The organism is Mesorhizobium sp. M0077 (genome assembly GCF_040322955.1).
Taxonomy (GTDB): Bacteria; Pseudomonadota; Alphaproteobacteria; order Rhizobiales; family Rhizobiaceae; genus Mesorhizobium.
The window spans coordinates 56,079-80,523 of the sequence record NZ_JAMYUL010000007.1; the positions used below are offsets into that span (position 1 = coordinate 56,079).

General features: G+C 63.1%; 22 protein-coding genes and 1 tRNA gene. 18 read left to right on the top strand and 5 right to left on the bottom strand.

Features of this window, described 5'->3' with window-relative positions; all coding sequences use genetic code 11:
- Nucleotides 1–104 precede the first annotated feature (104 nt).
- Nucleotides 105–2,096: a transketolase gene (gene tkt, locus NKJ57_RS15805; protein ID WP_352511899.1), complete on the bottom strand. Its 1,992-nt coding sequence runs from the start codon at nucleotides 2,094–2,096 to the stop codon at nucleotides 105–107.
- Between the two features lie 273 nt (nucleotides 2,097–2,369).
- Here tkt and NKJ57_RS15810 point away from each other — a divergent pair, with 273 nt between their 5' ends.
- The 4 genes from NKJ57_RS15810 (at nucleotide 2,370) to NKJ57_RS15825 (ending at nucleotide 4,888) form a co-directional block, all read left to right on the top strand.
- Nucleotides 2,370–2,642, top strand: coding sequence for a DUF4164 domain-containing protein (locus NKJ57_RS15810; RefSeq protein WP_023670128.1), 273 nt, complete (start codon nucleotides 2,370–2,372; stop codon nucleotides 2,640–2,642).
- A 12-nt stretch (nucleotides 2,643–2,654) separates the two neighbouring features.
- Nucleotides 2,655–3,020: a cell division protein ZapA gene (locus NKJ57_RS15815; protein ID WP_023670127.1), complete on the top strand. Its 366-nt coding sequence runs from the start codon at nucleotides 2,655–2,657 to the stop codon at nucleotides 3,018–3,020.
- A gap of 190 nt (nucleotides 3,021–3,210) precedes the next feature.
- On the top strand, nucleotides 3,211–3,870 hold the full coding sequence (locus NKJ57_RS15820; protein WP_023670126.1) for a peroxiredoxin: 660 nt from the start codon (nucleotides 3,211–3,213) through the stop codon (nucleotides 3,868–3,870).
- A 145-nt stretch (nucleotides 3,871–4,015) separates the two neighbouring features.
- Entirely contained in the window at nucleotides 4,016–4,888 is an 873-nt protein-coding gene (locus tag NKJ57_RS15825) for an MBL fold metallo-hydrolase (RefSeq protein ID WP_352511898.1), read from the top strand.
- Between the two features lie 298 nt (nucleotides 4,889–5,186).
- Here the strand turns inward: NKJ57_RS15825 and rpoH are convergent, their stop codons facing one another.
- Together rpoH and NKJ57_RS15835 are read right to left on the bottom strand one after the other, a co-directional pair.
- Nucleotides 5,187–6,098, bottom strand: a complete 912-nt coding sequence (gene rpoH, locus NKJ57_RS15830; protein WP_023670124.1) for an RNA polymerase sigma factor RpoH — start codon at nucleotides 6,096–6,098, stop codon at nucleotides 5,187–5,189.
- A gap of 175 nt (nucleotides 6,099–6,273) precedes the next feature.
- The gene (locus tag NKJ57_RS15835; RefSeq protein ID WP_352511896.1) at nucleotides 6,274–7,305 is read right to left on the bottom strand and encodes an RluA family pseudouridine synthase; all 1,032 of its coding nucleotides are present in this window, start codon (nucleotides 7,303–7,305) and stop codon (nucleotides 6,274–6,276) included.
- A 24-nt stretch (nucleotides 7,306–7,329) separates the two neighbouring features.
- On the opposite strand from NKJ57_RS15835, the gene NKJ57_RS15840 reads away from it, so the two are divergent.
- The 6 genes from NKJ57_RS15840 to tolA all read left to right on the top strand — a co-directional run bounded on the left by NKJ57_RS15840 (nucleotide 7,330) and on the right by tolA (nucleotide 10,967).
- Entirely contained in the window at nucleotides 7,330–7,710 is a 381-nt protein-coding gene (locus tag NKJ57_RS15840) for a fimbrial protein (RefSeq protein WP_352511894.1), read from the top strand.
- 13 nt (nucleotides 7,711–7,723) lie between these two features.
- Nucleotides 7,724–8,131 (top strand): VOC family protein, encoded by a 408-nt coding sequence (locus NKJ57_RS15845; protein ID WP_352511892.1) that lies wholly within the window; start codon nucleotides 7,724–7,726, stop codon nucleotides 8,129–8,131.
- Nucleotides 8,132–8,223: 92 nt separating this feature from the next.
- Nucleotides 8,224–8,298, top strand: a tRNA-Glu gene (locus NKJ57_RS15850).
- Nucleotides 8,299–8,889: 591 nt separating this feature from the next.
- Complete coding sequence (locus tag NKJ57_RS15855; RefSeq protein WP_352511890.1) at nucleotides 8,890–9,471, top strand: VOC family protein; 582 nt, start codon at nucleotides 8,890–8,892, stop codon at nucleotides 9,469–9,471.
- A gap of 25 nt (nucleotides 9,472–9,496) precedes the next feature.
- A complete protein-coding gene (locus NKJ57_RS15860) occupies nucleotides 9,497–10,378 on the top strand; it encodes a glutathione S-transferase family protein (RefSeq protein WP_023683975.1) in 882 nt (293 codons plus the stop codon).
- Between the two features lie 220 nt (nucleotides 10,379–10,598).
- Nucleotides 10,599–10,967, top strand: a complete 369-nt coding sequence (tolA, locus tag NKJ57_RS15865) for a cell envelope integrity protein TolA (RefSeq protein ID WP_352511887.1) — start codon at nucleotides 10,599–10,601, stop codon at nucleotides 10,965–10,967.
- Nucleotides 10,968–11,101: 134 nt separating this feature from the next.
- Here the strand turns inward: tolA and NKJ57_RS15870 are convergent, their stop codons facing one another.
- Nucleotides 11,102–11,317, bottom strand: coding sequence for a hypothetical protein (locus tag NKJ57_RS15870; RefSeq protein WP_023690098.1), 216 nt, complete (start codon nucleotides 11,315–11,317; stop codon nucleotides 11,102–11,104).
- Nucleotides 11,318–11,610: 293 nt separating this feature from the next.
- Here NKJ57_RS15870 and NKJ57_RS15875 point away from each other — a divergent pair, with 293 nt between their 5' ends.
- Nucleotides 11,611–12,522 carry a DUF2865 domain-containing protein gene (locus tag NKJ57_RS15875; protein WP_352511886.1) on the top strand — a complete coding sequence of 304 codons (912 nt, stop codon included), beginning with the start codon at nucleotides 11,611–11,613 and terminating at the stop codon, nucleotides 12,520–12,522.
- A 110-nt stretch (nucleotides 12,523–12,632) separates the two neighbouring features.
- On the opposite strand, the gene NKJ57_RS15880 is transcribed toward NKJ57_RS15875, so the two are convergent.
- Nucleotides 12,633–12,989, bottom strand: a complete 357-nt coding sequence (locus tag NKJ57_RS15880) for a hypothetical protein (protein ID WP_352511884.1) — start codon at nucleotides 12,987–12,989, stop codon at nucleotides 12,633–12,635.
- 188 nt (nucleotides 12,990–13,177) lie between these two features.
- Here NKJ57_RS15880 and NKJ57_RS15885 point away from each other — a divergent pair, with 188 nt between their 5' ends.
- The 7 genes from NKJ57_RS15885 (at nucleotide 13,178) to phoB (ending at nucleotide 24,428) form a co-directional block, all read left to right on the top strand.
- Entirely contained in the window at nucleotides 13,178–17,740 is a 4,563-nt protein-coding gene (locus NKJ57_RS15885; RefSeq protein WP_502904796.1) for a PAS domain-containing hybrid sensor histidine kinase/response regulator, read from the top strand.
- A gap of 497 nt (nucleotides 17,741–18,237) precedes the next feature.
- Nucleotides 18,238–19,266 carry a substrate-binding domain-containing protein gene (locus NKJ57_RS15890; protein WP_023806533.1) on the top strand — a complete coding sequence of 343 codons (1,029 nt, stop codon included), beginning with the start codon at nucleotides 18,238–18,240 and terminating at the stop codon, nucleotides 19,264–19,266.
- 95 nt (nucleotides 19,267–19,361) lie between these two features.
- Entirely contained in the window at nucleotides 19,362–20,822 is a 1,461-nt protein-coding gene (gene pstC / locus NKJ57_RS15895) for a phosphate ABC transporter permease subunit PstC (protein ID WP_023806534.1), read from the top strand.
- A complete protein-coding gene (gene pstA / locus NKJ57_RS15900) occupies nucleotides 20,819–22,135 on the top strand; it encodes a phosphate ABC transporter permease PstA (RefSeq protein WP_023683971.1) in 1,317 nt (438 codons plus the stop codon). The genes pstC and pstA overlap by 4 nt, the downstream gene beginning before the upstream one ends.
- Before the next feature lie 17 nt (nucleotides 22,136–22,152).
- Nucleotides 22,153–22,977 carry a phosphate ABC transporter ATP-binding protein PstB gene (gene pstB / locus NKJ57_RS15905; RefSeq protein ID WP_023670110.1) on the top strand — a complete coding sequence of 275 codons (825 nt, stop codon included), beginning with the start codon at nucleotides 22,153–22,155 and terminating at the stop codon, nucleotides 22,975–22,977.
- A 40-nt stretch (nucleotides 22,978–23,017) separates the two neighbouring features.
- Nucleotides 23,018–23,722, top strand: a complete 705-nt coding sequence (phoU, locus tag NKJ57_RS15910) for a phosphate signaling complex protein PhoU (protein WP_023670109.1) — start codon at nucleotides 23,018–23,020, stop codon at nucleotides 23,720–23,722.
- A gap of 16 nt (nucleotides 23,723–23,738) precedes the next feature.
- Nucleotides 23,739–24,428, top strand: coding sequence for a phosphate regulon transcriptional regulator PhoB (gene phoB, locus NKJ57_RS15915; protein ID WP_023822590.1), 690 nt, complete (start codon nucleotides 23,739–23,741; stop codon nucleotides 24,426–24,428).
- Nucleotides 24,429–24,445: the final 17 nt, after the last annotated feature.

The window sequence follows — 24,445 nt, forward strand, 5'->3', positions numbered from 1 at the left end:
GGCGGATGGCACAAGAATCCAGCCGCAGAAGGCCGAATTTAAATCGATTAGGTTGGTCCAGCCCCGCGAATCCGCCTTGGAGGTGCGCGGGACTGACCCTGATCTTACTTGCCGTGCAGGCGGGCTTCCGCCGCCTTGGCCGCGGCTTCGGCGGTGATGCCGAAATGCGGGTAGAGCTGCTCGATGGTGCCGGAAGCGCCGAAGCCGGTCATGCCGATGAAGATGCCGTCGGAGCCGATCAGGTGATCCCAGCCCTGGCGGATGCCGGCCTCGATCGCCATCTTGATCGGCGCGTTGCCGATCGTCTCCTTGCGGTAGGCGTCGCTCTGCTGGTCGAACAGTTCGAAGCAAGGCACCGAGACGACGCGGGTCGGGTGCCCATGCTTTTCAAGCAAATCACGGGCGCCGAGCGCGATCTCGACCTCGGAGCCGGTGGCGAAGATCGTCACCGCCGCTTCGCCGCTCGCCGCGGCCAGTTCATAGGCGCCCTGGCTGCTGAGGTTCCTGGCCGAGTGCTCGGTGCGCACCGTCGGCAGGTTCTGGCGAGTCAGCGCCAGGGTGGACGGGGTCTTTTCCGATTCAATGGCAATCTGCCAGCATTCGGCGGTTTCCACCGCGTCGGCCGGGCGGAAGACATTGTGGTTGGGGATGGCGCGGAGCGCCGCCAGGTGCTCGACCGGCTGGTGGGTCGGGCCGTCTTCGCCCAGACCGATCGAATCATGGGTCATGACGAAGATCGAGCGGATCCCCATCAGCGACGCCAGCCGCATCGACGGACGGGCATAGTCGGAGAAGCACATGAAGGTGCCACCATAGGCGATGAGGCCGCCATGCAGCGTCAGGCCGTTGAGGGCGGCCGCCATGCCATGCTCGCGGATGCCGTAGTGGACATAGCGCTGGCCGTAATCGTCCGGCGTGATGTTCTTGGTCTGGCTGGTCTTGGTGTTGTTGGAGCCCGTCAGGTCGGCAGAGCCGCCGATGGTTTCCGGCACCGCGCCATTGATGACTTCCAGCGCCATTTCCGACGATTTGCGGGTGGCGACCTTCGGCTTGTCGGCCGACAGCTTCTTCTTGTAGTCGGCAATGACGGCATCGAAATTCGACGGCAGCTTGCCGGCGAGGCGGCGCTCGAACTCGGCCTTCAACTCAGGCTTGGCCTTGGCCAGGCGGCCTTCCCAGTCGGTGCGCGGCTTGACGCCGGCCTCGCCGGCGGTGCGCCAGGCGTCGAGAATGTCGGCCGGAATTTCGAAGGGCGGCGAGTCCCAGTTGAAGAATTTCCGCGCGCCTGCGATCTCGTCGGCGCCGAGCGGCGAACCGTGCGCCTTGTTGGTGCCGGCCTTGGTCGGGGCGCCGAAGCCGATGGTCGTCTTGCAGGCGATCATCGTCGGCTTGTCGGAATGGCGGGCGGCTTCGATGGCGTAGGCGATCGCCTCGGGGTCGGTGCCGTCAATGTGGCTGGCGTTCCAGCCCGAGGCCTGGAAGCGGGCGACCTGGTCGGTGTTGTCTGCAAGCGAAACCGGACCGTCGATCGAGATGTTGTTGTTGTCCCAGAAGACGATCAGCTTGTTGAGCTTGAGGTGGCCGGCCAGCGCGATGGCTTCCTGGGAAACACCTTCCATCAGGCAGCCGTCGCCGGCCAGCACATAGGTGTAGTGGTCGACGAGGTCGTTGCCGAAGGCGGCGTTCATGATGCGCTCGCCGAGCGCGAAGCCGACCGAATTGGCGAGACCCTGGCCGAGCGGGCCGGTCGTCGTCTCGATGCCGGTGGCATGGCCGTATTCGGGATGGCCGGCAGTCTTGGAACCCAGCTGGCGGAAATGCTTGATCTGGTCGAGGGTCATGTCCTCGTAACCGGTCAGATGCAGCAGCGAGTAGAGCAGCATAGAACCATGGCCGGCCGACAGGATGAAGCGGTCTCGGTCCGGCCAATGGGGGTTCTTCGGATCATATTTCAGAAAGCGGGTGAACAGCACTGTGGCGATGTCGGCGCAGCCCATGGGCAGGCCGGGATGGCCGGACTGGGACTTCTCGACGGCGTCCATGGAGAGAAAACGGATCGCATTGGCCATCCGGTCATGTTGTTCACGCGACGTCATGGTACCTCCGGGGTGGGGATTTGTGGGCTTGGCAGAGCCCAGGAAAGAGTGCGCGACACATAGCAGCCACGGGCTTTTAGTCAACAAATCGGCTGCACATTTGCCGGTCTTGTGAAGGCTTTGAGACCTTATGGGGCGACCTACATTAGCGTTAGCGGGGGACAGTCGCGAGAGCTTTGTTGACCTTGCCTTCACCCGGTGCCTAATGTTTCCTTGTTAACGCGTTCTGAACGCGAAGCGATTCGGTGATGGGCAGGGCACAGGACGAAGGCCATGACCGGCGAAACCACACTCAAGGAAGTCATCCACAGGCTGGGCAAGGCCATCGAGGGGCTGGAAAACGCCGTCGCGGCCAAGCTCGAGCACGAGCGCGACTATTCCGAAGCCGAGGCTGAGGTGCAGCGCATGAACGCCGACCGTTCACGGCTGGCGCAGGAACTCGACAATTCCGAAGCCCGCGCCGAACGGCTGGAAGATGCCAACAAGGAAGTGTCGCGCCGCTTGGTGACCGCCATGGAAACCATCCGCGCGGTGCTGGACAGGTAGGAGCTGCAGGCCATGGCACAGGTCACGGTTTCCATCGACGGCAAGCAGTATCGCATGGCTTGCGACGAGGGTCAGGAAGAGCACCTGATCGACCTCGCCGAGCGGTTCGACCGTTATGTCTCGCATCTGAAGGATTCGTTCGGCGAGATCGGCGACCAGCGGCTGACGGTGATGGCTGGCATCATGGTGATGGACGAGCTTTCGGAGCTGCAGAAGCGGGTCAAGGGCATGGAGACCGAAGTGCAGACGCTGCGCAAGACGCGCGACGAAGCGCTGACCAAGGCCGACAAGAACGACACCGTGCTGACCAGCGCGCTCGGCGCGCTCGCCCAGCGCATGGAAGACCTGGCCACGTCGCTGGCGGTCAACAAGGCCTGAGCCTTCCCCGCACAAACGAAAGATTGTCGGCCCAACGTCGGTCCGTAGAACGAAAGTGCTCGTTCCGTCGCCAATAATAGTTTCCTATTGTCCTGCAGCCGCGATTTTTGCGCTAAGATGCGGGAATGCCGGAGCGTTGACGCCGTCCACGGCCGCTCCTGACGAAATCTGTTGCTGGGGAAATAATGCCATGAGCCTTCGTATCAACGACATCGCGCCTGACTTCACCGCCGAGACCACGCAAGGGCCGATCAAGTTTCATGACTGGATCGGCGACGGCTGGGCGATCCTGTTCAGCCATCCGAAGAATTTCACCCCGGTCTGCACCACCGAGCTGGGCACGATGGCGGGGCTCGAAGGCGAGTTCAAGAAGCGCAACGTCAAGGTCATCGGCATTTCCGTCGATCCCGTTGCGAGCCACGACAAGTGGCAGGCCGACATCAAGACGGCGACCGGCCAGACGGTGAATTACCCGCTGATCGGCGACAAGGACCTCAAGGTGGCCAAGCTTTATGACATGCTGCCGGCGGGCGCCGGCGAGACGTCGGAAGGCCGCACGCCGGCCGACAACGCCACGGTGCGCTCGGTCTATGTCATCGGGCCGGACAAGAAGATCAAGCTGGTGCTGACCTACCCGATGACGACGGGCCGCAACTTCGACGAGATCCTGCGCGCGGTCGATTCCATGCAGCTGACCGCCAAGCACCAGGTGGCGACGCCGGCCAACTGGAAGCAGGGCGAGGATGTGATCATCACCGCCGCGGTTTCGAACGAAGATGCGGTCAAGCGTTTTGGCGCTTTCGAGACGATCCTGCCCTATCTCAGGAAGACCAAGCAGCCGTCAGCCTAGGTTTTCTCCGTCGGAGCTATTTCGGGCTTCAGTCCTATTTCTGGCAAGGCGTGCTTGACCGGCGCGCTTTGCCAGATGACCATGCTGTTGTTCAACCCGACGGAGAAAACGGTTCCTGTCGGGCAAGGGGCAGGGGGGCCGGACATTGGACATCGCTTCGGCCAAACCTGAGGTCGCCGGCTTCTACGACAAGCCGACCGGCGCCATCCAGTATGTCGTCACCGACCCGGTGACGAGACGCTGCGCCGTCATCGACCCGATCCTCGACTTCGACGAAAAATCCGGCGCGACGGCGACGAAGAATGCCGACGCCTTGCTGGATTTTATCCGCGAAAACGGGCTGGAGCTCGAGTGGATCCTGGACACCCATCCGCATGCCGATCATTTCTCGGCGGCGCACTATCTCCGGGAAAAGACCGGCGCGCCGACGGCGATCGGCGACAGGATCGTCGAAGTCCAGGCGCTGTGGAAGGCGATCTACAACTGGCCGGATTTCCCCGCAGACGGTTCGCAGTGGGACCGGCTGTTTGGGGAAGGCGAAACGTTCATGATCGGCAACCTGCCGGTCAAGGTGCTGTTCTCGCCCGGCCACACGCTCGCCTCGATCACCTATGTCATTGGCGACGCAGCCTTCGTCCACGACACGCTGTTCATGCCCGACAGCGGCTCGGCAAGGACGGATTTTCCCGGCGGCAGTGCCGCGCGGCTGTGGCATTCGATTGAGGGCGTTCTGGCGCTGCCGGACGAAACGCGGGTGTTTGTCGGCCACGACTATCAGGCCGGCGGGCGCGAGCCGTGCTGGGAGAGCACGGTCGCCGAGCAGAGGGCAAAGAATATCCACCTCGTTGCGGCGCGCAGCGAAGCCGAGTTCGTCGCCTTGCGCGAAGCGCGCGACAAGATACTGCCGATGCCGCGGTTGATCCTGCATGCGCTGCAGGTCAACATGAATGGTGGACGGCTGCCGGAACCGGAGGCCAACGGCCGAAGGTATCTCAAGTTTCCGCTGGATGGGCTTTGAGAGGGCAGTTGGCGAAGCTGCCGATCTCCCCCTTGCGGGGGAGATGCCCGGCAGGGCAGAGGGGGGTGCTGTCCCGCTGACCTGTCAGTCGGGTAGCTGTGCCGTCAATTCCGATAGGGTAGCCAAAACCGAAGTTGGCGATCCTTCACACCCCCTCTGTCCTGCCGGACATCTCCCCCGCAAGGGGGAGATTGGATGTCAAGAATGCTTTCGCCAATCGCCAGCGTAAGCGTAAGACATAAAAAAAGGCGGCGCCGGTTTCCCGACGCCGCCTTCTGTTCCTTAGCCGAACCCAGCTTTACGCCGCCGGCTGCGCCTCGATCGTGCGCAGCGCCTGCATCTGGCGCTTGGCGGCGGCCTTGACCGCGTCCTGCACCTTCTCGAAGGCGCGCACCTCGATCTGGCGCACGCGCTCGCGGCTGATGTCGAACTCGGACGACAGCTCTTCCAGCGTCAGCGGCTCCTCGGCGAGGCGGCGGGCCTCGAAGATGCGCCGCTCACGATCGTTGAGCACGGCCAGAGCGCCCGACAGCATGCCGCGGCGGTTTTCCAGCTCGTCCTGCTCGATCAGCATGTCTTCCTGGCTTTCGTGGTCATCGACCAGCCAGTCCTGCCATTCGCCGGATTCACCCTCGCTGGCGCGGATCGGCGCGTTCAGCGACGCGTCGCCCGATAGGCGGCGGTTCATCGACACGACTTCGGCTTCCGACACGTTCAGCCTGGTGGCGATCTCGGTGATCTGGTCGGGCTTGAGGTCGCCATCGTCCAGCGCCTGGATCTTGCCCTTCACCTTGCGCAGGTTGAAGAACAGGCGCTTCTGATTGGCGGTCGTGCCCATCTTGACCAGGCTCCACGAGCGCAGGATGTACTCCTGGATCGAGGCCTTGATCCACCACATGGCGTAGGTCGCGAGGCGGAAGCCACGCTCGGGTTCGAATTTCTTGACGGCCTGCATCAGGCCGACATTGCCTTCCGAGATCACTTCGCCGATCGGCAGGCCGTAGCCGCGATAGCCCATGGCGATCTTGGCAACGAGCCGAAGGTGGCTGGTGACGAGCTTGTGCGCAGCGCTGGTGTCTTCATGCTCGGCGTAGCGCTTGGCGAGCATGTACTCTTCCTGCGGCTGAAGCATGGGAAAGCGGCGGATTTCTTCCAGGTAGCGGCTGAGGCCGCCTTCGCCGGAAACAATACTGGGTAGTGACTGGGCCATGATTGCGCCCCCTCTCTATTGGAGTGATGCCCCCGAAACGCGGCGGGCATGTGACGCGAGCACCAAAAGGCTCGCCCGCGACAACTGAGTTATATAGGAACAAAACCAGAAAAGACAGGCATTTGTTCAACACGAAACAGTGTGTCACGCTGAAGTGAACAATGCCGCTCAGGTTTTAGCTGGCTGGCTCAGAGCCGCGGAAGCCGCCGACGAGTTCCTCCATGTCCCCCGGTATCGGCGCCTCGAACCTCATCGGTAAATGGGTAGCCGGGTGCCGAAATGCAAGGAGCCAGGCATGCAAAGCTTGCCTGGAAAATGCCTTGACCTGACCCTTCAGCGGCTCGGGCAGCCGGTTGGCCTTGGTGCGGAAGGCCTGGCCGTAATCGGGGTCGCCGATGACGGGATGGCCGATATGGGCCATGTGGACGCGGATCTGGTGGGTGCGGCCGGTTTCCAGCCGGCATTCGACCAGGCTGGCGGTGGCGAACGCCTGCTGGCCCTCGCCGAAACGCTCCTTGACGGTGAAATGGGTCACGGCGTGGCGGGCATCGTCACGGCCTTCCGGCACGACGGCGCGGCGCACGCGGTCGGCGGCACGGCCAAGCGGCGCATCGACCGTTCCGGCCGGCCGCGACGGGATTCCCCAGACCAGCGCCAGATAGGCACGTTCGAGGTCGCCGGTGCGGCCGTGGTCGGCAAAGGCCTCCGACAGCGCCTTGTGGGCGCGGTCGGTCTTGGCCACCACCATGACGCCGCTGGTTTCCTTGTCGAGGCGATGGACGATGCCCGGCCGCCTGACGCCGCCAATGCCCGAAAGACTGTCGCCGCAATGGTGGATCAGGGCGTTGACCAGCGTGCCGGTCCAGTTGCCGGCGCCGGGATGGACGACGAGGCCAGCCGGCTTGTTGATGACGATCAACTCGTCGTCCTCATAAAGCACGTCGAGCGCGATGGCCTCGCCCTGCGGTTCGGCCGGTTCCGGCTCGGGCATGACGACCGATACGCGCTCGCCAGCACTCATCTTGCGCTTGGTCTCGTCGACCGGCTTGCCGTCGATGGACACCGCGCCCTGCTTGATCAGCATCTGCACGCGGCTGCGCGACATGTCAGGCCCGAGGGCGCCCGCCAGCCACTGGTCGAGGCGCTGGCCGGCAGCATCGGTGCCGGCCTCTATGAATTGTCGGGTCTCTTCGTTATGAGCGCTCATCGAAAAAGTTCCGGAAGTTCTGCCATGGCCCGGCCCGCTGCCGATGAAGAAGAAAAGCCGCTCGATCCCGAGATCGAAAAGGTGCGCGGCAGGCTCATCCGTTTCATGGCCATCAATCTCGGCCTGCTTTTGCTGGCCCTTATGGTGGTGATCGCGGCCATTGTCTACAAATCGCGCAAAGCGCCGCCCGCGAACCCGCCGCTCGCCAACGACATTCCAGTTCCGCCCGGCGAGCCGCTCGCGGCCGACATAGTGCTCCCGGTCGGAGCCAAGGTGATCAGCCAGGCTCTGTCGGGCAATCGCATTTCGATCGACGCCGAGCTCAGCGACGGCAGCCGCACCATCTTCGTCTACGACATCGCCGAGCGCCGTATCATCGGCCGCTTCGCCATCCGCAACAAATAGCCGGGCCGAAACAATGACCGGGTTTGCCGACCATCGCCGCATCGCAACCATCACGCTCGTCGTCGCCGACTATGACGAGGCGATCGCCTGGTATGTCGGCAAGCTTGGCTTTGTCCTCTGCGACGACATCGAGCTCGGCGACGGCAAGCGCTGGGTGACGGTAACGCCGGCGGTGGGGCAAGGGCCCCGGCTGCTTCTGGCGGAAGCGTTGGACGATGTGCAGAAGAGCCGCGTCGGCGACCAGACCGGAGGCCGCGTGGTTTTGTTTCTCGAAACCGATGATTTTGACAGTGACCATGCGACCATGCTGGAAAACGGCGTCGACTTCCACGAAACGCCACGCCATGAGCCCTACGGTACCGTGGCGGTTTTCGCCGATCTCTACGGCAATCTGTGGGATCTGATCGAGCCGAAACGATAGGTCCGCAAACCGAGATTGCACAGAAGCGGTCCGGCCGTTCGAAGCCCAGTTGCTTTTTCCAAACCGTCAGCCTATATCGCCGGTTCTTGAACGCGCCCATCGTCTAGCGGTCAGGACACCGCCCTCTCACGGCGGGAACAGGGGTTCGATTCCCCTTGGGCGTACCAAGCAACGACTTTCCTTCCGCATCATCGAAAATTTCGGGCAGCAGCCGCGCGGATCGCGTGCGACAGCGAGGGCCGGCGGCATCAGTGAAAACCCGGCAAATCCGCGTCACAGATACACCCAATTTAAGTCAGGCCGCGACGCTTGAAAGCGTAGCAATCTCTGTTACTTGCGGTGCGGGGATAGCATCTGCGGCAACGCGGATTTGGTTGGGCATAGCAAGTATGAGTTCGGCAAAAATGATATGCCCGCGCTGTCTCGGCAGCGGGCAGGTTTTCGATTGCTTGAAATGGCGTGAGTCGAAAGGGCATTGCTGCCCGCAAGGTACGCATCGGGCCGGCTGTCCCGGGCAGACGATGGCATGTGCCGAATGCGCGGGCCTGGGCACGCTGGCGGAAGCCGAGCTCAGAGCCGTTGCATAGCCTCAGGTCATGCAACTCAAGCCCCGTTCACCATCCAGCGCCGGCAGTTTCCGCGAGCTTCTGGCGCGGCGCGGCCAATTGCACTAGCATCATGTACGAAGCCTCGCCAAAGGGCGTTGCGGCGCGCAAGACGCCGGGGAACATAGGCGAGGGCCGGCGAGGAGGAGACCGATGCAGAAACTGCAGTCGCAGGGCGTCCATCACATCACGCTCGTCGGCGCCGGCCGCCGGACCTCGATCGATTTCTGGGAGGGCGTGCTCGGCATGCCGTTCATTTTCGAGCAGCCCAACCTCGACAAGCCAAGCGAAAGCCATCTTTATTTCGATCCCGGCGACGGCAGGCTGATCACCGTCTTCACCGACGAGAGCCGCACGCCGGTCAAGCGGCGCACGCCCACCGAACCGGGCTGCGTCCATCATATTGCGTTCTCGGTGTCGCGCGTGACCTTCCTGCAGGCGGTCGCCCGGCTCGACGAGCGCGCCATCAAGCACAGCGGTGTCAAGGATCGCGGCTTCATGGATTCGATCTATTTCGAGGATCCGCTCGGCCTGTTGATCGAGCTAGCGTCGTATCGCTTCGATCCGCCGGCCGGCTTCACCCACGCCGACGTGCTGATGCAGGCGCACAAGCTGCGCGTTGCGCGCGGCGACTACAACATCGCCGAAGTGCACCTTGCCGACGCGATCCAGACGCTGGTCGAGTGGTCGCGCGCGACCTTGTCGGACGACCGGACGCCGAAGAATCCATACTGACGGCCAGCAAAAGGGGAGGACCATAATGGCAAAGACAGTTAAGAGCGCTGGCAAACCAGCGGCCAAGCCAGCAGCAAAAGCGGCAGCGAAGCCGGCGGCAAAGGCGGCCGTAAAGGCCGCGCCGAAGGCAGCCGCGAAGCCGGCCGCGAAAGCCGCGACAAAGCCGGCTACTAAGATGTCGGGGCCGAAGGCCAAGGCGGCGAAAAAACCTGCGCTGAAGCTCTCGATGCTGAAGCCGAGCGTCAACAACATGACCGTCCGGGTGTTTGCCCGTGCGGCCGGGTTCGACGCCGCCGAGACCGACGCCTGGGGCCACACGCGGTCGCCGGAATATATGGCGCGCAATCCGGCGCATCTGACGCCGATGATCGAGGACAAGGGGCTGCCGCGCGGCGTGCTGTGGGAGAGCTGTGCCATCATGCAGTATCTCGCCAACAAGCACGGGCTGGAGAAATTCTATCCCAAGGCGCCGGCCAAGCGGGCGATGGTCGACAGCGCCATGTTCTACCTGATCGGCACGCTCTACCCGTATGTGGCGCGCGCCACCTATCCGGCGCTGGGTTTCCCGCACTATGCCGGCGAGGTCGGCCATAGCGACGTCCATCCGGAGAAGAAGTCCGAGGCGCAGAAGGCCGCCATGGCGGCAATTGCCGAGCCGCTGGAGGTGTTTCACTCCTTCTTCAGGGACGGCAAGCCGTTCATCGGCGGCAAGCACCCGTCGATCGCCGACATACGCCTGGCATCGACGCTGGAGTTCCTGGCCGTCATCGACTATGCGCTGCCCAAATGGGCCAAGGAGTATGTCGCGGCGATGGAGAAGAAACTCGGCCAGGCCTATGCCGAGCCGGCCGGCGACGTGCGCGGCTACATCGCCTATGTGAAGTCGCAGGCCAGCGCGCAAAACTAAGGATTCGTTAACCAAAACGCTGTCTATTGAAGGCACCACGTGACCACGGATGTACTGGCGCAAGGGTGAAGGGAAAGGTCGGCGCAATGCCGGCCTTTTGCTTTTCGCCGATGCGCCATCAGGCCCGTCTCATGCCGTAAAGTCTGACATCAGGCATATTGCCATCGTCTGCTTCGACCCTACCATCATGGTCGGCGGACGACACACGAGGAGCTTTGCGATGAAGGGCGTAGCGAGAGTGTTTGCGATTGCCGGTGTTGTGTTGGTCGGAGGCTACCCGTGCAATGCCGCGCCGCTCGACACGATGGCGGAGGTCGGCGATGCCATCCAGGCGTGCTGGACGCCGCCGGCGGGTGTTGGAAATGCCAGCGTCACCTTGAACTTCAGCTTCAAGCGCGACGGCACGCTGATCGGTCCGCCGCGGCCGACGGCGATCAAGGTCGATGGCGATGCGGATACCAGGAAGTCGTTCGTCGACGCCGCAACCACTGCCCTGCAAAGGTGCTTGCCGTTGAGCTTTTCGCCGACGCTGGCGCAAGGCGTCGCGGGCAATGTCTTCACCGTGCAATTCGCTTCGCCCAAGCAGTAGGCGAGCGGGCGAGCGTTTCACCGTTTCACAGAAACTGCGACCCGCTCTCTCGTTGTCTTGACGCAATTCCCAAGGGAAAGCGCTACGCGCTTTTCCCGGAAAAACGGCTCACACTTTTCCTGAAGTTGCTCTGATCAGTTGTGCGGGCGTCTGATATCGACATGCCGCTGCAGTTCCGGCGTCTCGAAGACGTAGTCGGCCCAGGCGGATTCCGGAATCTGTCCGGCCAGATAGCATTCCAGCAACAGGCTCTGTTCGGGATCGAGCGCTCTCGGCGCCCGCTCATGGTCCAGCCCCAGCGAGTGGAACAGGTTCCTGGTCAGGCCAGAGACAGTGAAGTGAATAGACATCTTCGGTCTCCTTTGCCCGACACAACGCGAGACACCGGAGAAAGGTTTCATCCGCAAGGGCCGATAACGCGGGATCGATGATTGCGGCGGCCCGGGCTCGCCCGAGCCTGGCCTCGTCTCAATCTTGAAACAAAAGTGTAATAGCGAATTTACAGGAACCGGCATAATACACTCGGCATAAAATACCTGGCGGTTGCTGGCGTCTCTTGAATTAGACTTACCTCCCGCATTGAGGCTCAATCGGCTGGAGCGGCGATCGGCTCCACAGGGGTACAAGGAACCAGGTGTCGCCGATGATGCGTTTGTGGCTTGTCGTGACCTTTGCACTGGTGTCGGTAGCGGCAAGCGTCCTCGGCATTTCGGCTTCCCTTGCCGATCCATGCGCCGCGCTCAGGAGCCAGCTGGCACCGTCCGGCCGCAGCGGCGGGATCAGCTCCGAGCTTGCGCAGCTACGTCGCCAGCTTGCGGCGATCCAGGGGCTGGAGAGGCAACGCCGGTGCACGGCGCAAAGTGCGGTGGGGGGCTTCTTCAATGCTTGCGCCGACCTCGCCAAAAGCCGCACACAGGTGCAACGCCAGATCGCCGGCGCCGCGATTTCGCGCCGGGATGCGTCCGGACTGCAGGCCAGGCTCGTCGCGCTCGGCTGCAGGCCCGCCGCCGGGCAACAAAGACAGCGTCCGGCTGGCGCCATGATCGGCAGCAATTCGATGCTGTTTTGCGTTCGTCTCTCCGACGGCTATTTCTTCCCGGCGCCGAAATCGCAGTTCGTGCAAGGCGGCGATGTCAAGGAGATGGTCGATCAGTGCCGCTACGTCTGCGACGATGCCGGCGTCGACCTGTACATGCTCAGTGACCCAAGCCTTGAAACCGAAGAGATGGTCGCGCTCGATACGCGCACATCCTACAAGGACCTGCCGACGGCCTTCAAATATTGCGATGATGCGAACTTCAGGGCCTGCGACCTCAAGCGCTATCACCGGCGCGTTGCCGAGCTGAGAGCGCGCACGGTGACGCCAGCCAATATGGCCAACGCGATCATTCCTTTGCCGTCAGCGAAGCCGGATCTTGGCACCGTGGCGCAACTTCCCCAGCCTGGCGCAGACGCTGCAGAGGCCAGGGGCGCCGCCCAGCGACAATCGGTCGAGCCATTGGCCGGCTCGCGGCCGGTCAGGGTGGTCGGGCCGGCTTTCTTCCCGGCGGAGTAACCTGCGCCTAGAGCGTTTCACCGAAACGGCGAACCGCTCTATGTCTTTGTTTTACGCAATTCCGGACGGAAAACCGTTTCACACTTTTCCTGGAATTGCTCTAGTACCAGCTATTCGCAAACCATCCTGTAGCGTTTGCCGGGTTCGCTGACATTCTTGCAGGTGAGCGGATTGGCCGGTTCGGAAGCCATGCTGGGCGGGCTGGACCTGACGTGCCGCCTTGGCGCAGCTATTTGTGTTGTGTGCCTGCGTGCCGCGGGCCGGTAGGGCTCCTGCGGCGGCGGCGTCGGAAACACACCGGCTGCCGCCTGCTTCCGGCTGGCCTCAGTCTGCGACGGATCGCGATCCCAGACCCGCCTGATATCGAGCGGCTTCGGGATCACCACCGTGCCGTCATAGCTGCGTGCGCAGCCGCTGCCCGCAAGCAGCGCCAGGCACAGGAAACAAGGCACGATCCAACCGGTCATCAGCAACACCCCCGCCGACTTATAGCCCGGCCGGGGTTCCGCCGACAACCGGCGGAATACCGCAGGGCAATGTGGCTCTGGCCGCAGTCTGGATTGGTTATGGTTAGCGGATCATTAATGCTTCTCGGGCACATTCCGCCGGCGAACCGCTGAGGGGGTTCGGCCTTGGCTTTCGGGGTGGGAACGGGATGGCTGACGGGACTGTTGGAACACGCGGCGGACGCGGTTCCCGAAAAGGGGTGGTGAACGGCGAGGATACGTCCGTCGGGGGTTCGCCCGAAGCGCTGCGCGAACTGGTCGGGGCCGGCGCCGACTGGGTCTGGGAGACCGACGCCGAACTGCGCTTTTCCTGGCTTTCGGAGAACTACCAGGCCGCCACCGGCATCGATCCCGCCAGCATTCTTGGCCGTTTCCGCTTCGATTTCCTCAAGCAGATGGTGCACGGCAATCGACACGCCGCCGCGCATCTGGAGGATCTGCAGGCGCATCGGCCGTTTCGCGACTTTGTTTATGAGTTGAAGGGCGGCCGTCCCGGCTGCCGCTGGGTTTCGATCACCGGTTCCCCGCGGTTCGACGGCGAAGGCGAATTCATCGGCTATCGCGGCATCGGCCGCAACGTCACGGCACTGGCCGGTGCGCTGGACGAACTGCGGCAGGACGAGAGCGATCCGCCGGCCGGCGAGGCTACGCAGCACCTCGCCGATCTCGAGCGGACAATGGATGCCATGCATATGGGCGTCGTGGTGCTTGACGCGAAGTTCGACACGCTCATCGTCAACAAGGCCTATCGCGAGCTCTCCAGGATTCCCGACGGCGCCGTCACGGTCGGCGCGCCGTTCAGCCTGTTGATGGAACTCAACCGCCGCAACGGCATCTACGGCGATCTCGATGAACAGCAGTGGCAGCACTACCTAGCCACCCGCATCGAGGAGATCAGCGCCGGCTCGGTTGCGCCACGCGAATTTCTCCATGCCAATGGCAGGACGATGATGTTCTCCGTGACGGCGTTGTCCGGCGGCAAGCGGCTGTTGACCTACTACGACGTCTCCGAGCTCAAGCGTCGCGACGCCGAGATCGAGAGTGCCAACGCCAAAATTACGGAGACCTTCGCCAATCTTCGCACGATGGTCGACCAGATGCCGATCGGCGTGCTCGTCCTCGATGCGGAGATGCGCGCGGAGGTGATCAACCGCGCCTTCTATGATTTCTGGGAAATCGATCCCCGACGCGCCGGCATCGGCTGCGGCTTCCGCGAACTGATGCAGGCCAGCCGCGATATGGACCCTTACGGTGCTGACGATGCCGAATGGCAGGGCCACATCGCCGAGCGCGAAGCAGAAATCTCGGCCGGCCTGGTTGGCTCCAGGCAACTGCCACGCAATGACGGCCGTACGCTGATTGCCTCGCTGGCGCCGCTCGCCGGCGGCAAAAGGCTGATCTCCTATGTCGACGTCACCAACATGAAGGATCGCGAGGCTGAACTCGCCCAAGCGCTGGAGAAATCGCGGCTGGCCGAGGCGGTGATCAACGGCGTCAAGGACCCGATCTTCGTCAAGGACGACAATCTGCGTTTCGTCTTCGTCAATGAGGCGTTTTCGGCACTGTTCGGACAGAGCCCGCAAGCGATGCTGGGCAGGCCCGGCGGCGACTTCCTCAAGCAAAAGGACGCCGCGCAATTCGAAGACAGCGAACGCGCCGTGCTGGCGACCGGCACGCCCTACGAGGTCGAGGAGACTTTCGACGCCGAGGGCGCCAGCCGCTCGCGCATCGTGCGCAAGAACCGCGTCGGCATGCCCAGCGGCCGCAACTATGTCGCCGGTTTCCTGTTCGACATCTCCGACATGAAGCGCCGCGAGACCGAAGCCGAGGACGCCCGCAAGAACCTCACCACGGTGCTGGAGTCGCTGCCGGCGGCCGTCATCATCTATGACCGCGACGACAAGTTCGTCTTTGCAAACCGCAAGCTGCAGGACACGCTGCCGGAGCTGAAACCGGCATGGCAGCCCGGCCGCAGCTTCCGCGAGGCCCTGGAACTCGGACATTCGGTCGGCTATTTCCGATCGAGCGGCGATCGAGAAATCGATAGGCTCTATGAAGGCGACCCCGATGTCTGGCTCAATGCCATCCTCGCCCGCTATCGCCTGCCCAACTCGTCCTATGAGCGCCTCAATGCGGACGGCCGCTGGTATCAGGTCTACGATATGCGCACCGAGGACGGCACCTTCATCGGCGTGCGCGTCGACATCTCGGAGATCAAGAGCCGCGAAAAGGCGCTGCAGGAAAGCATGCGCCAGATCGACCTGTTCCGCCACGTCATGGACGAACTGCCGGTCGCCGCCTTCATCAAGGCGCAGGATCTGAGCATGGAATTCGTCAACAAGGCCTGGTGCGCGCTGACCGGCATCCCCAAGGAGGAAGTCATCGGCCGGACCGATCTCCAGCTTTTCGGCATCGACGACGCCGAAACCTACACCCATGACGACACCGAGGTCGTCGTCACCGGCCGCGGCCGCGAGATCGAGGAGCCCGTTACCCATCGCGACGGCACGGTGCGGCAATTGATGACGCGCAAGAGCCGGCTGGTGGCGCTCGATGGGTCGGTGCACCTTGTCGGCTCCAGCACCGACATCACCGACGTCAAGGCGCGCGAGCAGGCGCTGGAAGAGAGCATGCGCGAGAACGAGGTGTTCCGCAATCTCATCGACAACGTGCCGGTGTCGATCTACGCCAAGCGCTCCGACCTCAGGCAGTTCTACGTCAACAAGGGCTGGTGCGACCTCACCGGCCTCCGCAGGGAAGACGCGATCGGCAAGACGGACATCGAGATTTTCGGCGAAGACGGCGAAGCCTTCGTCAACAGCGATCTCGCCGTGCTGCGCACAGGCGATACACAGGAGATCGAGGAAACGGTGACGCTTGCCGACGGCAGCGTGCGCCACCAGTTCGCCCGCAAGGGCGCGATGATCGCGTCCGACGGTTCGCTCTATCTGATTGGGTCGACCACCGACATCACCGAACTGAAGCTGCGCGAGGCCGAACTGCGCGAGGCGCGCCAGCGCGCCGTGCTGGCCGACCGCGCCAAGTCGGAATTCCTGGCCAATATGAGCCACGAGATCCGCACGCCGATGAACGGCGTACTCGGCATGGCCGAGTTGCTGGCCAAATCCGACCTCGATCCCAAGCAGAAGACGTTCACCGATATCATCGTCAAGTCGGGTAACGCGCTCTTGACCATCATCAACGACATACTGGACTTCTCCAAGATCGATGCCGGACAGCTGGTGCTCGACCCTGCGCCCTTCAACCTGCCCGAAGCGATCGAGGATGTGGCGACGCTGATATCGACGCGCGCCAAGGAGAAGGACCTCGAGCTCATCGTGCGCGTCGAGCCGGGCCTGGAAAGCCTGTTCGTCGGCGATGTCGGTCGCGTCAGGCAGATCGTCACCAATCTGGTCGGCAACGCGGTGAAGTTTACCGACGAAGGCCACGTGCTGGTCGACGTGACCGGACAAAGGGGGCCGACGGGGACAAAGCTTACCGTTTCGGTCACCGACACCGGCATCGGCATTCCGCAGCAGAAACTGAAGCTCGTCTTCGAAAAATTCAGTCAGGCCGACACCTCGTCGACCAGACGCCACGAAGGCACAGGGCTCGGGCTCGCCATCACCTCGCGGCTGGTCGAGTTGATGGGCGGCGAGATCGGTGTCGAGAGCGCCGAAGGCAAGGGCTCGACCTTCTGGTTCACCGTGACATTGCCCAGGGCCGAGGAACAGACCGGACGGCGGATCATGCCGGTCGACGTGACCGGCTCACGGGTGCTGATCGTCGACGACAATGCCGTCAACCGATCGATCCTGAGCGAGCAGATGGCGTCATGGACCTTCGATTCCTGCGCCGCCGAAAGCGGACCCGAAGGGCTCAAGGTGCTGGTTGCCGCGGCTGCCTATGGCGTGCCGGTCGATTGCGTCGTGCTCGATTATCAGATGCCGGGGATGAGCGGCGCCGAAATGGCGCGGGTCGTGCGCAGCACCGCAGGGCTGGCCGACACGCCGATCATCATGCTGACTTCGGTCGACCAGTCGCTCGGCAACACCAGCTATCGCGATCTCGGCATCGACGCCCAGCTGATCAAGCCGGCGCGCTCCTCGGTGCTTCTGGAAACGCTGGTCGCCACCATCCAGCGCCACCATCACAATATCACGGGCGGCCGTGTGCTGCCGGCGGCAAGCAGCGGTTCCGGCGGCGGCAGGAACGAACCGTCGCCGGCAAAGCCGCCGCTCGCTGCCTCGGAACGGGCCCTACTGCAACCGCCGCCGGTTCGTGCCCGCGCCCGGGCCGCCGGGGATGAACGCCGGCTCGACATCCTCGTTGCGGAGGACAATGAAGTAAACCAGATGGTGTTCACCCAGATAATCGGCGAAACCGGCTACAGTTTCGAAATCGTCGGCAACGGGCGCAAGGCGCTCGATGCCTTCGGCCGGCTTAATCCGCGCATGATCCTGATGGACGTCTCGATGCCGGAGATGAACGGGCTCGAGGCCACCGCCGCAATTCGCCGGCTTGAAGAACATACGGGTATGCATATCCCGATCGTCGGCGTCACCGCGCATGCCTTGAAGGGCGACCGCGAGCGCTGCCTGGAAGCCGGCATGGATGACTATTTGCCCAAGCCGATCAGCCCCAGGGCGCTGCTCGAAAAGGTCGAGCGCTGGGTCGGCATATCAGGCGAAGCCCAACGAGACGCTGGATAGCAACCTGCGGCGCCGCCGGGATTCGGCCGCGCCGCAACAGCCAAGGCTATGGTGCGATCGCACCATATCAAAGCTGGCGCCCAGTCAGGACAATGGTCGCAACGAAACCGCTCATTCAGTTACGGGCGGGAGCAAGCGACCGCCGACAAGAAACAGCGTCGAATCTACCCCAACGGACCTGTTTTTGGCGATGGCTCGGCCAAGATTCGCTCTGGCCACGGGCAACGCGCTCCCGTCCGGTTTTTCTTTCTCGGCATCGCGGCCTGCGATGTGCCGGGACTTGATGCCAGCACGAATCGCGCAAGCGTCTGATTCCAGCGGCAACTTCCATTCCCACAAACCGGCTTAAAGGGTGCGGCCCACAAGACGTCTGTGCGACGTTGCCGGGCTGACACGAAACTGTCATGCGACTGTAATAATCGAAGGCTATTGGCCTCAGCGGGCGCCGGTTCTGATGAGGGCGCCGAGAGACCATCTTCCGAACAGGAGCAGGCCACATGAAGAAATTCCTCGTTACGGCATCGGCCGTGGCGGTAGCGTTCGCCGCATCGTCCGGTGTCGCCGCTGCGCGTGACCAGATCCAGGTCGCCGGTTCGTCGACCGTGCTGCCTTACGCCAAGATCGTCGCCGAGCAGTTCGGCGAAACCTTCACCAGCTTCAAGACCCCGGTGGTCGAGTCCGGCGGCAGTGGCGCCGGTATCAAGGAGTTCTGCAAGGGCGTCGGCGAAGACACGATCGACATCGCCAACTCCTCGCGCCCGATCAAGAAGGACGAGCTGAAGTCCTGCGCCGACGCCGGCGTCAAGGACGTCCAGGAAGTCCGCATCGGCTATGACGGCATCGTCTTTGCCACCGACATCAAGGGTCCGGACTGGGCGCTGGTTCCCGCCGACATCTACAAGGCGCTCGCCGCCAAGCTGGTCGTCGACGGCAAGCTGGTCGACAACCCGAACACCAAGTGGAACCAGGTCAATCCGAAGCTGCCCGACTGGGATATCGCCGCCTATATCCCGGGTGAGAAGCACGGCACCCGTGAAGTGTTCGAGACCAAGCTGCTCGACGCCGGCTGCGACAAGGCCGCTTTGAAGGCTGCCGGCATCGCCGACGACAAGGAAATCGGCAAGACCTGCATCGCCATCCGCAAAGACGGCAAGGCTGTCGACATTGACGGCGACTACACCGAGACGCTGGCCCGCATCGACTCCAACAAGACCGGCGTTGGCGTGTTCGGCCTCGCCTTCTACGAGAACAATGCCGACAAGCTGAAGGTCGCTACCGTGGAAGGCATCGTGCCTTCGACGCAGACCATCGCCGATGGCACGTACCCCGTGTCGCGGCCGTTGTTCTTCTACGTCAAGAAGGCGCATCTGGGCGTCGTTCCCGGCCTCAAGGAATATGTCGAGTTCTTCCTTGATGACCAGATGATCGGCCCGGAAAGCCCGCTCGCCCAGTACGGCCTGGTTTCCGCTCCCGACGCCGAACGTCAGGGCCAGCGCGACGCCTTCGCCGCCGGAAAGACAATGTAATCAACGGACGGATCAGGGCGCGGATGAACTCCGCGCCCTGACTTCGCCGCTTGCCGCAACGGCTGCGGCGATCTGAATTTTCCCTGGGGTGGGTTATGTCGTCCTTGCTCGTACTCGCCATAGTCATCGCCATAGGCGTGGTCGCTTTTGTGGTCGGCCGCCAGCGCGCCGCGGCGCAGGATACCGGCAAGGTCAAGCCGCATTCGCGCGCGCATTATCATGGCTGGTGGGCCTTTCTGCTCGCGGTCCTGCCTGCCGTCCTTTTGCTCGCCGTCTGGGATATCGGCTCTTCCTTCTATCTCGACCGGCATATCCATGCCGCTTTGCCCGAGCGCACCGCCGACACAAAGGTGGCCAGCGAAGCGCTCGACGCCAGCCTGGTGAAGAGCCTGGCCAAGGGCCTGCGCCGGCTCGATGGCGATACCGCACTTCCCGCTACTTTCGCCGAATTGCAGCCGCTGCTCGCCGCCAAGGGCGTGGCACTGGCCAGCGACACCCAGGACTATATGATCCCGATCGCGGTCGAGGCGAACCAGGTCCAGGACCGGCTCGGCCTGTTCAGCGCCGTGCTGACCTTCGCGCTGTCGGTCGCCGGCGCCTTCTATGCGCTGAGGCAGATCGCGCCGCGCGCCAGGGCGCGCAACAACGTCGAGAAGCTGATGCTGTGGGGGCTGCTTGCGGCCTCGACCATCGCCATCCTGACCACGGTCGGCATCGTGCTGTCGATGCTGTTCCAGACCATCACCTTCTTCGAGAGCGTGTCGCCGATGAGCTTCTTCTTCGGCACGGTGTGGGATCCGCGTTTCGCCGCCGCCGGTTCCGGCGGCAGCCAGGGTCAGTTCGGCCTGATCCCGCTTCTTGCCGGCACGCTCTACATCGCCGCCGTCGCCCTTCTGGTGGCAGTGCCGGTCGGGCTGATGTCGGCGGTCTACATGTCCGAATATGCCTCGCGCGGTGTGCGCTCGGTGGTCAAGCCGGCGTTGGAACTGCTGGCCGGCATTCCGACCATCGTCTACGGCATCTTCGCCGTTGTCACGCTCGGACCGTTCTTGCGCGACCTGTCGGCGGCACTCACCGGCGGCTCGCCCTTCATCCAGGGCCAGAGCATCTTCACCGCCGGTCTGGTGATGGGCGTCATGCTGATCCCGGTCGTGTCCTCTTTGTCCGACGACATCATCACCGCGGTGCCGCGCGCAATGCGTGACGGCTCGCTCGGCCTCGGCGCCACGCGCTCCGAGACGATCAAGCGGGTGATCCTGCCGGCGGCACTGCCCGGCATCGTCGGCGCCATCCTGTTGACGGCGTCGCGCGCCATCGGCGAGACGATGATCGTCGTGCTGGCGGCGGGCGTCGCCGCCAATCTGACGGCCAATCCGTTCGAGGCGATGACGACCATCACCGTCAAGATTGTCAACCAGCTGACCGGCGATCTCGAGTTCAACTCGCCGCAGACGCTGGTCGCCTTCGCGCTCGGCCTGACGCTGTTCGCGCTGACGCTGGTGATGAACATCGTCGCCCTCTACATCGTGCGCAAGTACCGGGAGCAGTACGAATGACCGACATCCCCCTGGACACGATGGCGGGTGCCGTCGCGCGTCCGCGCCGCGACATCGGGCTGAAGGCGCGCTATGCCGCCGAACGCCGGTTCCGCATCTATGGCGTGATTGCGATCTCGGTGGGCCTGGCGTTCCTGGCCATCATGTTGATCACCATCGTCTCGAAAGGCTACACCGCCTTCTGGCAGACGACGGTGACGCTGCCGGTCACCTTCGACGAGAAGGTGATCGATCCCTCCGGCAAGCGCGCCACCGACCCTACCGTGCTGATCAAGGCGAACTATCCCAAGCTCGCCGAAAACGCGCTGGTGGCCAAGCTCGGCATCGATCCGGCCAACAAGCCGATGATGCTGAAGCTCAAGGGCTTCCTGTCGGAAGGCGCCCGCGTCCAGCTGCGCGACATCGTCTCCGCCGATCCGTCGGTGATCGGCAGGACGCGTGACGTCGACATCCTGGCTGCCGCGAACCTCGACTCGGCCTTCAAGGGCCAGATCGACCTCGGCGTCGATGAAGCGCGCCGCAAGGTGTCCAACCAGCAGATCGACTGGATGAACAAGCTTAAAGCCGACGGTGTGATGGCCGAGCATTTCAACACCGGCCTGTTCACCTATGGCGCCTCCAGCCGGCCCGAAACGTCGGGCATGGGCGTAGCGATCATCGGCTCGTTCTACATGATGGTGATCGTGCTGTTGCTGGCGCTGCCGATCGGCGTCGCCGCCTCCATCTATCTGGAGGAGTTCGCCAAGAAGAACCGCTTTACGGACCTGATCGAAGTCAACATCAACAATCTCGCGGCGGTGCCGTCGATCGTCTTCGGTCTGCTTGGCCTTGCCGTGTTCATCAACTTCCTCGGCATGCCGCGCTCGGCTTCCTTCGTCGGCGGCCTGGTGCTGACCTTGATGACATTGCCGACCATAATCATCGCCACGCGCGCCGCCCTCGCCGCAGTGCCGCCGTCGATCCGCTCGGCGGCCCTAGGTCTCGGCGCCTCCAAGATGCAGATGGTGTTCCATCACATCCTGCCGCTTGCCGCCCCAGGAATCCTTACCGGCACCATCATCGGCCTGGCGCGTGCGCTCGGCGAGACAGCACCGCTGCTCTTGATCGGCATGGTCGCTTTCGTCGCCGATTATCCGACGACGCCTTTCGATCCGGCGACCGCGCTGCCGGTTCAGATCTATATGTGGGCAAACGAGGCTGAGCGCGCTTTTGTCGAGCGCATGTCCGGCGCCATCATCATCCTGCTCGTCTTCCTCATGGCCATGAACATCACCGCGATCGTGCTCCGGCGCCGCTTTGAGCGGCGCTGGTAGAAAAAAGGCAATTTGGTATGAACATCATGACCGAACAGTCCCTTGAGAATGCAGTGGGCGACAAAATGAACGCCAAGTCGAACGAAGTCATCAAGATGCGCGGCGACAAGGTCGGCGTCTTCTACGGCGAGAAGCAGGCGTTGTTCGACGTCAATCTCGACGTCCGCCAGAACCAGGTGACGGCGCTGATCGGCCCGTCCGGCTGCGGCAAGTCGACCTTCCTGCGCTGCCTCAACCGCATGAACGACACCATCGATTCGGCGCGGGTGACCGGCAAGATCACGCTCGATGAAGACGACATCTACGACAAGAACATCGATGTCGTCGAACTGCGCGCACGCGTCGGCATGGTGTTCCAGAAACCCAATCCGTTCCCGAAGTCGATCTACGAGAACGTCGCCTACGGCCCGCGCATCCATGGGCTGGCCAAGCGCAAGTCCGACATGGACCAGATCGTCGAGCAGAGCCTGAAGAAGGCGGCGATCTGGAACGAGGTCAAGGACCGCCTGCAGGAGCCCGGCACCGGCCTGTCCGGCGGCCAGCAGCAGCGCCTGTGCATCGCGCGCGCCATCGCCGTGTCGCCGGAAGTGATCCTGATGGATGAGCCCTGCTCGGCGCTTGATCCGATCGCCACCGCCCGTGTCGAGGAGCTGATCGACGAACTGCGCCAGAACTACACGATCGTCATCGTCACCCATTCGATGCAGCAGGCGGCGCGCGTGTCGCAGCGCACGGCGATGTTCCATCTCGGCTATCTCGTCGAGGAGGGCGCAACCGACAAGATGTTCACCAACCCCGACGACAAGCGCACCCAAGATTACATTACCGGCCGCTTCGGCTGAACCTTCCGGCGGGTGAATTTCAGGCACGAGGACCAAGATCATGGGTGAGCATACCGTCGCCTCCTTCGATGAAGAGCTCGGGCAGATCAGCAAGCTGATCCGCGACATGGGCGATCTGGCAGGCTCGATGGTCAGCGGCTCGACCAGGGCGCTGCTCAATTCGGACAATGCGCTGGCACAGCGTGTCGTTTCCGACGACGCCATCATGGATGCGCGCCAGCGCGAACTGGACGACCGCGCCATCACGCTGATCGCCAAGCGCCAGCCGATGGCCAACGATCTGCGCGCCGTGGTCGGCTCGATCCGCATGGCCGGCGACCTCGAGCGCATCGGCGATCTCGCCAAGAACATCGCCAAACGCGTCGGCACCGTGGGCTTGAGCGTCACGCCGCGCGACCTCTCGCACTCCATCGATGCCATGGCGCAACTGGTGCTGATCCAGGTGCAAGGCGTCGTCGAGGAATATGCCGCCACCGATGCGGCAGCTCTTGCAAAACTCAGGAATGACGACGAGCGCATCGACGTCAAATACACGTCCGTGTTTCGTGAGCTCTTGACCTACATGATGGAAGACCCTCGCAACATCACCGCCTGCACGCATCTCTTGTTCTGCGCCAAGAATCTTGAGCGCATCGGCGATCATGTCACCAACATCGCCGAAAATGCGTATTATGTGCTGACCGGCCAGCAATTGCCCGCCAATCGTCCGAAGCAGGACGAGACGGCGATGGCCACGCCGGCCTGATGAGGGTGAACTGCCTATGATCGCGCCACGCATCATGGTCGTGGAGGACGAGGAGCCACTAGGCGTGCTCCTCCGCTACAACCTCGAATCCGAAGGCTATCAGGTCGAGGTGGTGACACGCGGCGACGAGGCCGAGATCCGCCTGCAGGAAAACGTGCCCGATCTCCTGGTGCTCGACTGGATGGTGCCGGCTGTTTCCGGCATCGAGCTCTGCCGGCGGCTTAGAGTGCGGCCCGAAACCGAGCGGCTGCCGATCATCATGCTGACCGCGCGCGGTGAGGAAAGCGACCGCGTGCGCGGCCTGTCCACCGGTGCCGACGACTATCTGGTCAAGCCATTCTCGACGCCGGAGTTCATGGCGCGCGTGAAAGCGCTGCTGCGCCGCGCCAAGCCGGAAGTGCTGTCGAGCGTGCTCAAGGTCGGCGACATCGTGCTCGATCGAGAATCGCACCGGGTCTACCGCAAGAAGAGCGAGATCAGGCTCGGACCGACCGAGTTCCGGCTGCTCGAATTCATGATGCGCCATCCCGGCCGCGTGTTCTCGCGCAGCCAACTGCTCGACAATGTCTGGGGCGAGACGATCTATATAGACGAGCGAACCGTCGACGTGCATGTCGGGCGGCTGCGCAAGGCCGTCAACAACGGCCGCATGCCGGATGTCATCCGTACCATTCGCGGCGCCGGCTACGCTATTAGGGAAGACTAGGATGCTGCGCGTCGCGC

What these genes read in the sequence shown, in the direction of transcription:
- tkt (WP_352511899.1), bottom strand. Translation starts at nt 2,096, where the DNA reads ATGACGTCGCGTGAACAACATGACCGGATGGCCAATGCGATCCGTTTT.
- NKJ57_RS15810 (WP_023670128.1), top strand. Translation starts at nt 2,370, where the DNA reads ATGACCGGCGAAACCACACTCAAGGAAGTCATCCACAGGCTGGGCAAG.
- NKJ57_RS15815 (WP_023670127.1), top strand. Translation starts at nt 2,655, where the DNA reads ATGGCACAGGTCACGGTTTCCATCGACGGCAAGCAGTATCGCATGGCT.
- NKJ57_RS15820 (WP_023670126.1), top strand. Translation starts at nt 3,211, where the DNA reads ATGAGCCTTCGTATCAACGACATCGCGCCTGACTTCACCGCCGAGACC.
- rpoH (WP_023670124.1), bottom strand. Translation starts at nt 6,098, where the DNA reads ATGGCCCAGTCACTACCCAGTATTGTTTCCGGCGAAGGCGGCCTCAGC.
- NKJ57_RS15835 (WP_352511896.1), bottom strand. Translation starts at nt 7,305, where the DNA reads ATGAGCGCTCATAACGAAGAGACCCGACAATTCATAGAGGCCGGCACC.
- NKJ57_RS15840 (WP_352511894.1), top strand. Translation starts at nt 7,330, where the DNA reads ATGGCCCGGCCCGCTGCCGATGAAGAAGAAAAGCCGCTCGATCCCGAG.
- NKJ57_RS15845 (WP_352511892.1), top strand. Translation starts at nt 7,724, where the DNA reads ATGACCGGGTTTGCCGACCATCGCCGCATCGCAACCATCACGCTCGTC.
- NKJ57_RS15855 (WP_352511890.1), top strand. Translation starts at nt 8,890, where the DNA reads ATGCAGAAACTGCAGTCGCAGGGCGTCCATCACATCACGCTCGTCGGC.
- NKJ57_RS15860 (WP_023683975.1), top strand. Translation starts at nt 9,497, where the DNA reads ATGGCAAAGACAGTTAAGAGCGCTGGCAAACCAGCGGCCAAGCCAGCA.
- tolA (WP_352511887.1), top strand. Translation starts at nt 10,599, where the DNA reads ATGAAGGGCGTAGCGAGAGTGTTTGCGATTGCCGGTGTTGTGTTGGTC.
- NKJ57_RS15870 (WP_023690098.1), bottom strand. Translation starts at nt 11,317, where the DNA reads ATGTCTATTCACTTCACTGTCTCTGGCCTGACCAGGAACCTGTTCCAC.
- NKJ57_RS15875 (WP_352511886.1), top strand. Translation starts at nt 11,611, where the DNA reads ATGATGCGTTTGTGGCTTGTCGTGACCTTTGCACTGGTGTCGGTAGCG.
- NKJ57_RS15880 (WP_352511884.1), bottom strand. Translation starts at nt 12,989, where the DNA reads ATGACCGGTTGGATCGTGCCTTGTTTCCTGTGCCTGGCGCTGCTTGCG.
- NKJ57_RS15885 (WP_502904796.1), top strand. Translation starts at nt 13,178, where the DNA reads ATGGCTGACGGGACTGTTGGAACACGCGGCGGACGCGGTTCCCGAAAA.
- NKJ57_RS15890 (WP_023806533.1), top strand. Translation starts at nt 18,238, where the DNA reads ATGAAGAAATTCCTCGTTACGGCATCGGCCGTGGCGGTAGCGTTCGCC.
- pstC (WP_023806534.1), top strand. Translation starts at nt 19,362, where the DNA reads ATGTCGTCCTTGCTCGTACTCGCCATAGTCATCGCCATAGGCGTGGTC.
- pstA (WP_023683971.1), top strand. Translation starts at nt 20,819, where the DNA reads ATGACCGACATCCCCCTGGACACGATGGCGGGTGCCGTCGCGCGTCCG.
- pstB (WP_023670110.1), top strand. Translation starts at nt 22,153, where the DNA reads ATGAACATCATGACCGAACAGTCCCTTGAGAATGCAGTGGGCGACAAA.
- phoU (WP_023670109.1), top strand. Translation starts at nt 23,018, where the DNA reads ATGGGTGAGCATACCGTCGCCTCCTTCGATGAAGAGCTCGGGCAGATC.
- phoB (WP_023822590.1), top strand. Translation starts at nt 23,739, where the DNA reads ATGATCGCGCCACGCATCATGGTCGTGGAGGACGAGGAGCCACTAGGC.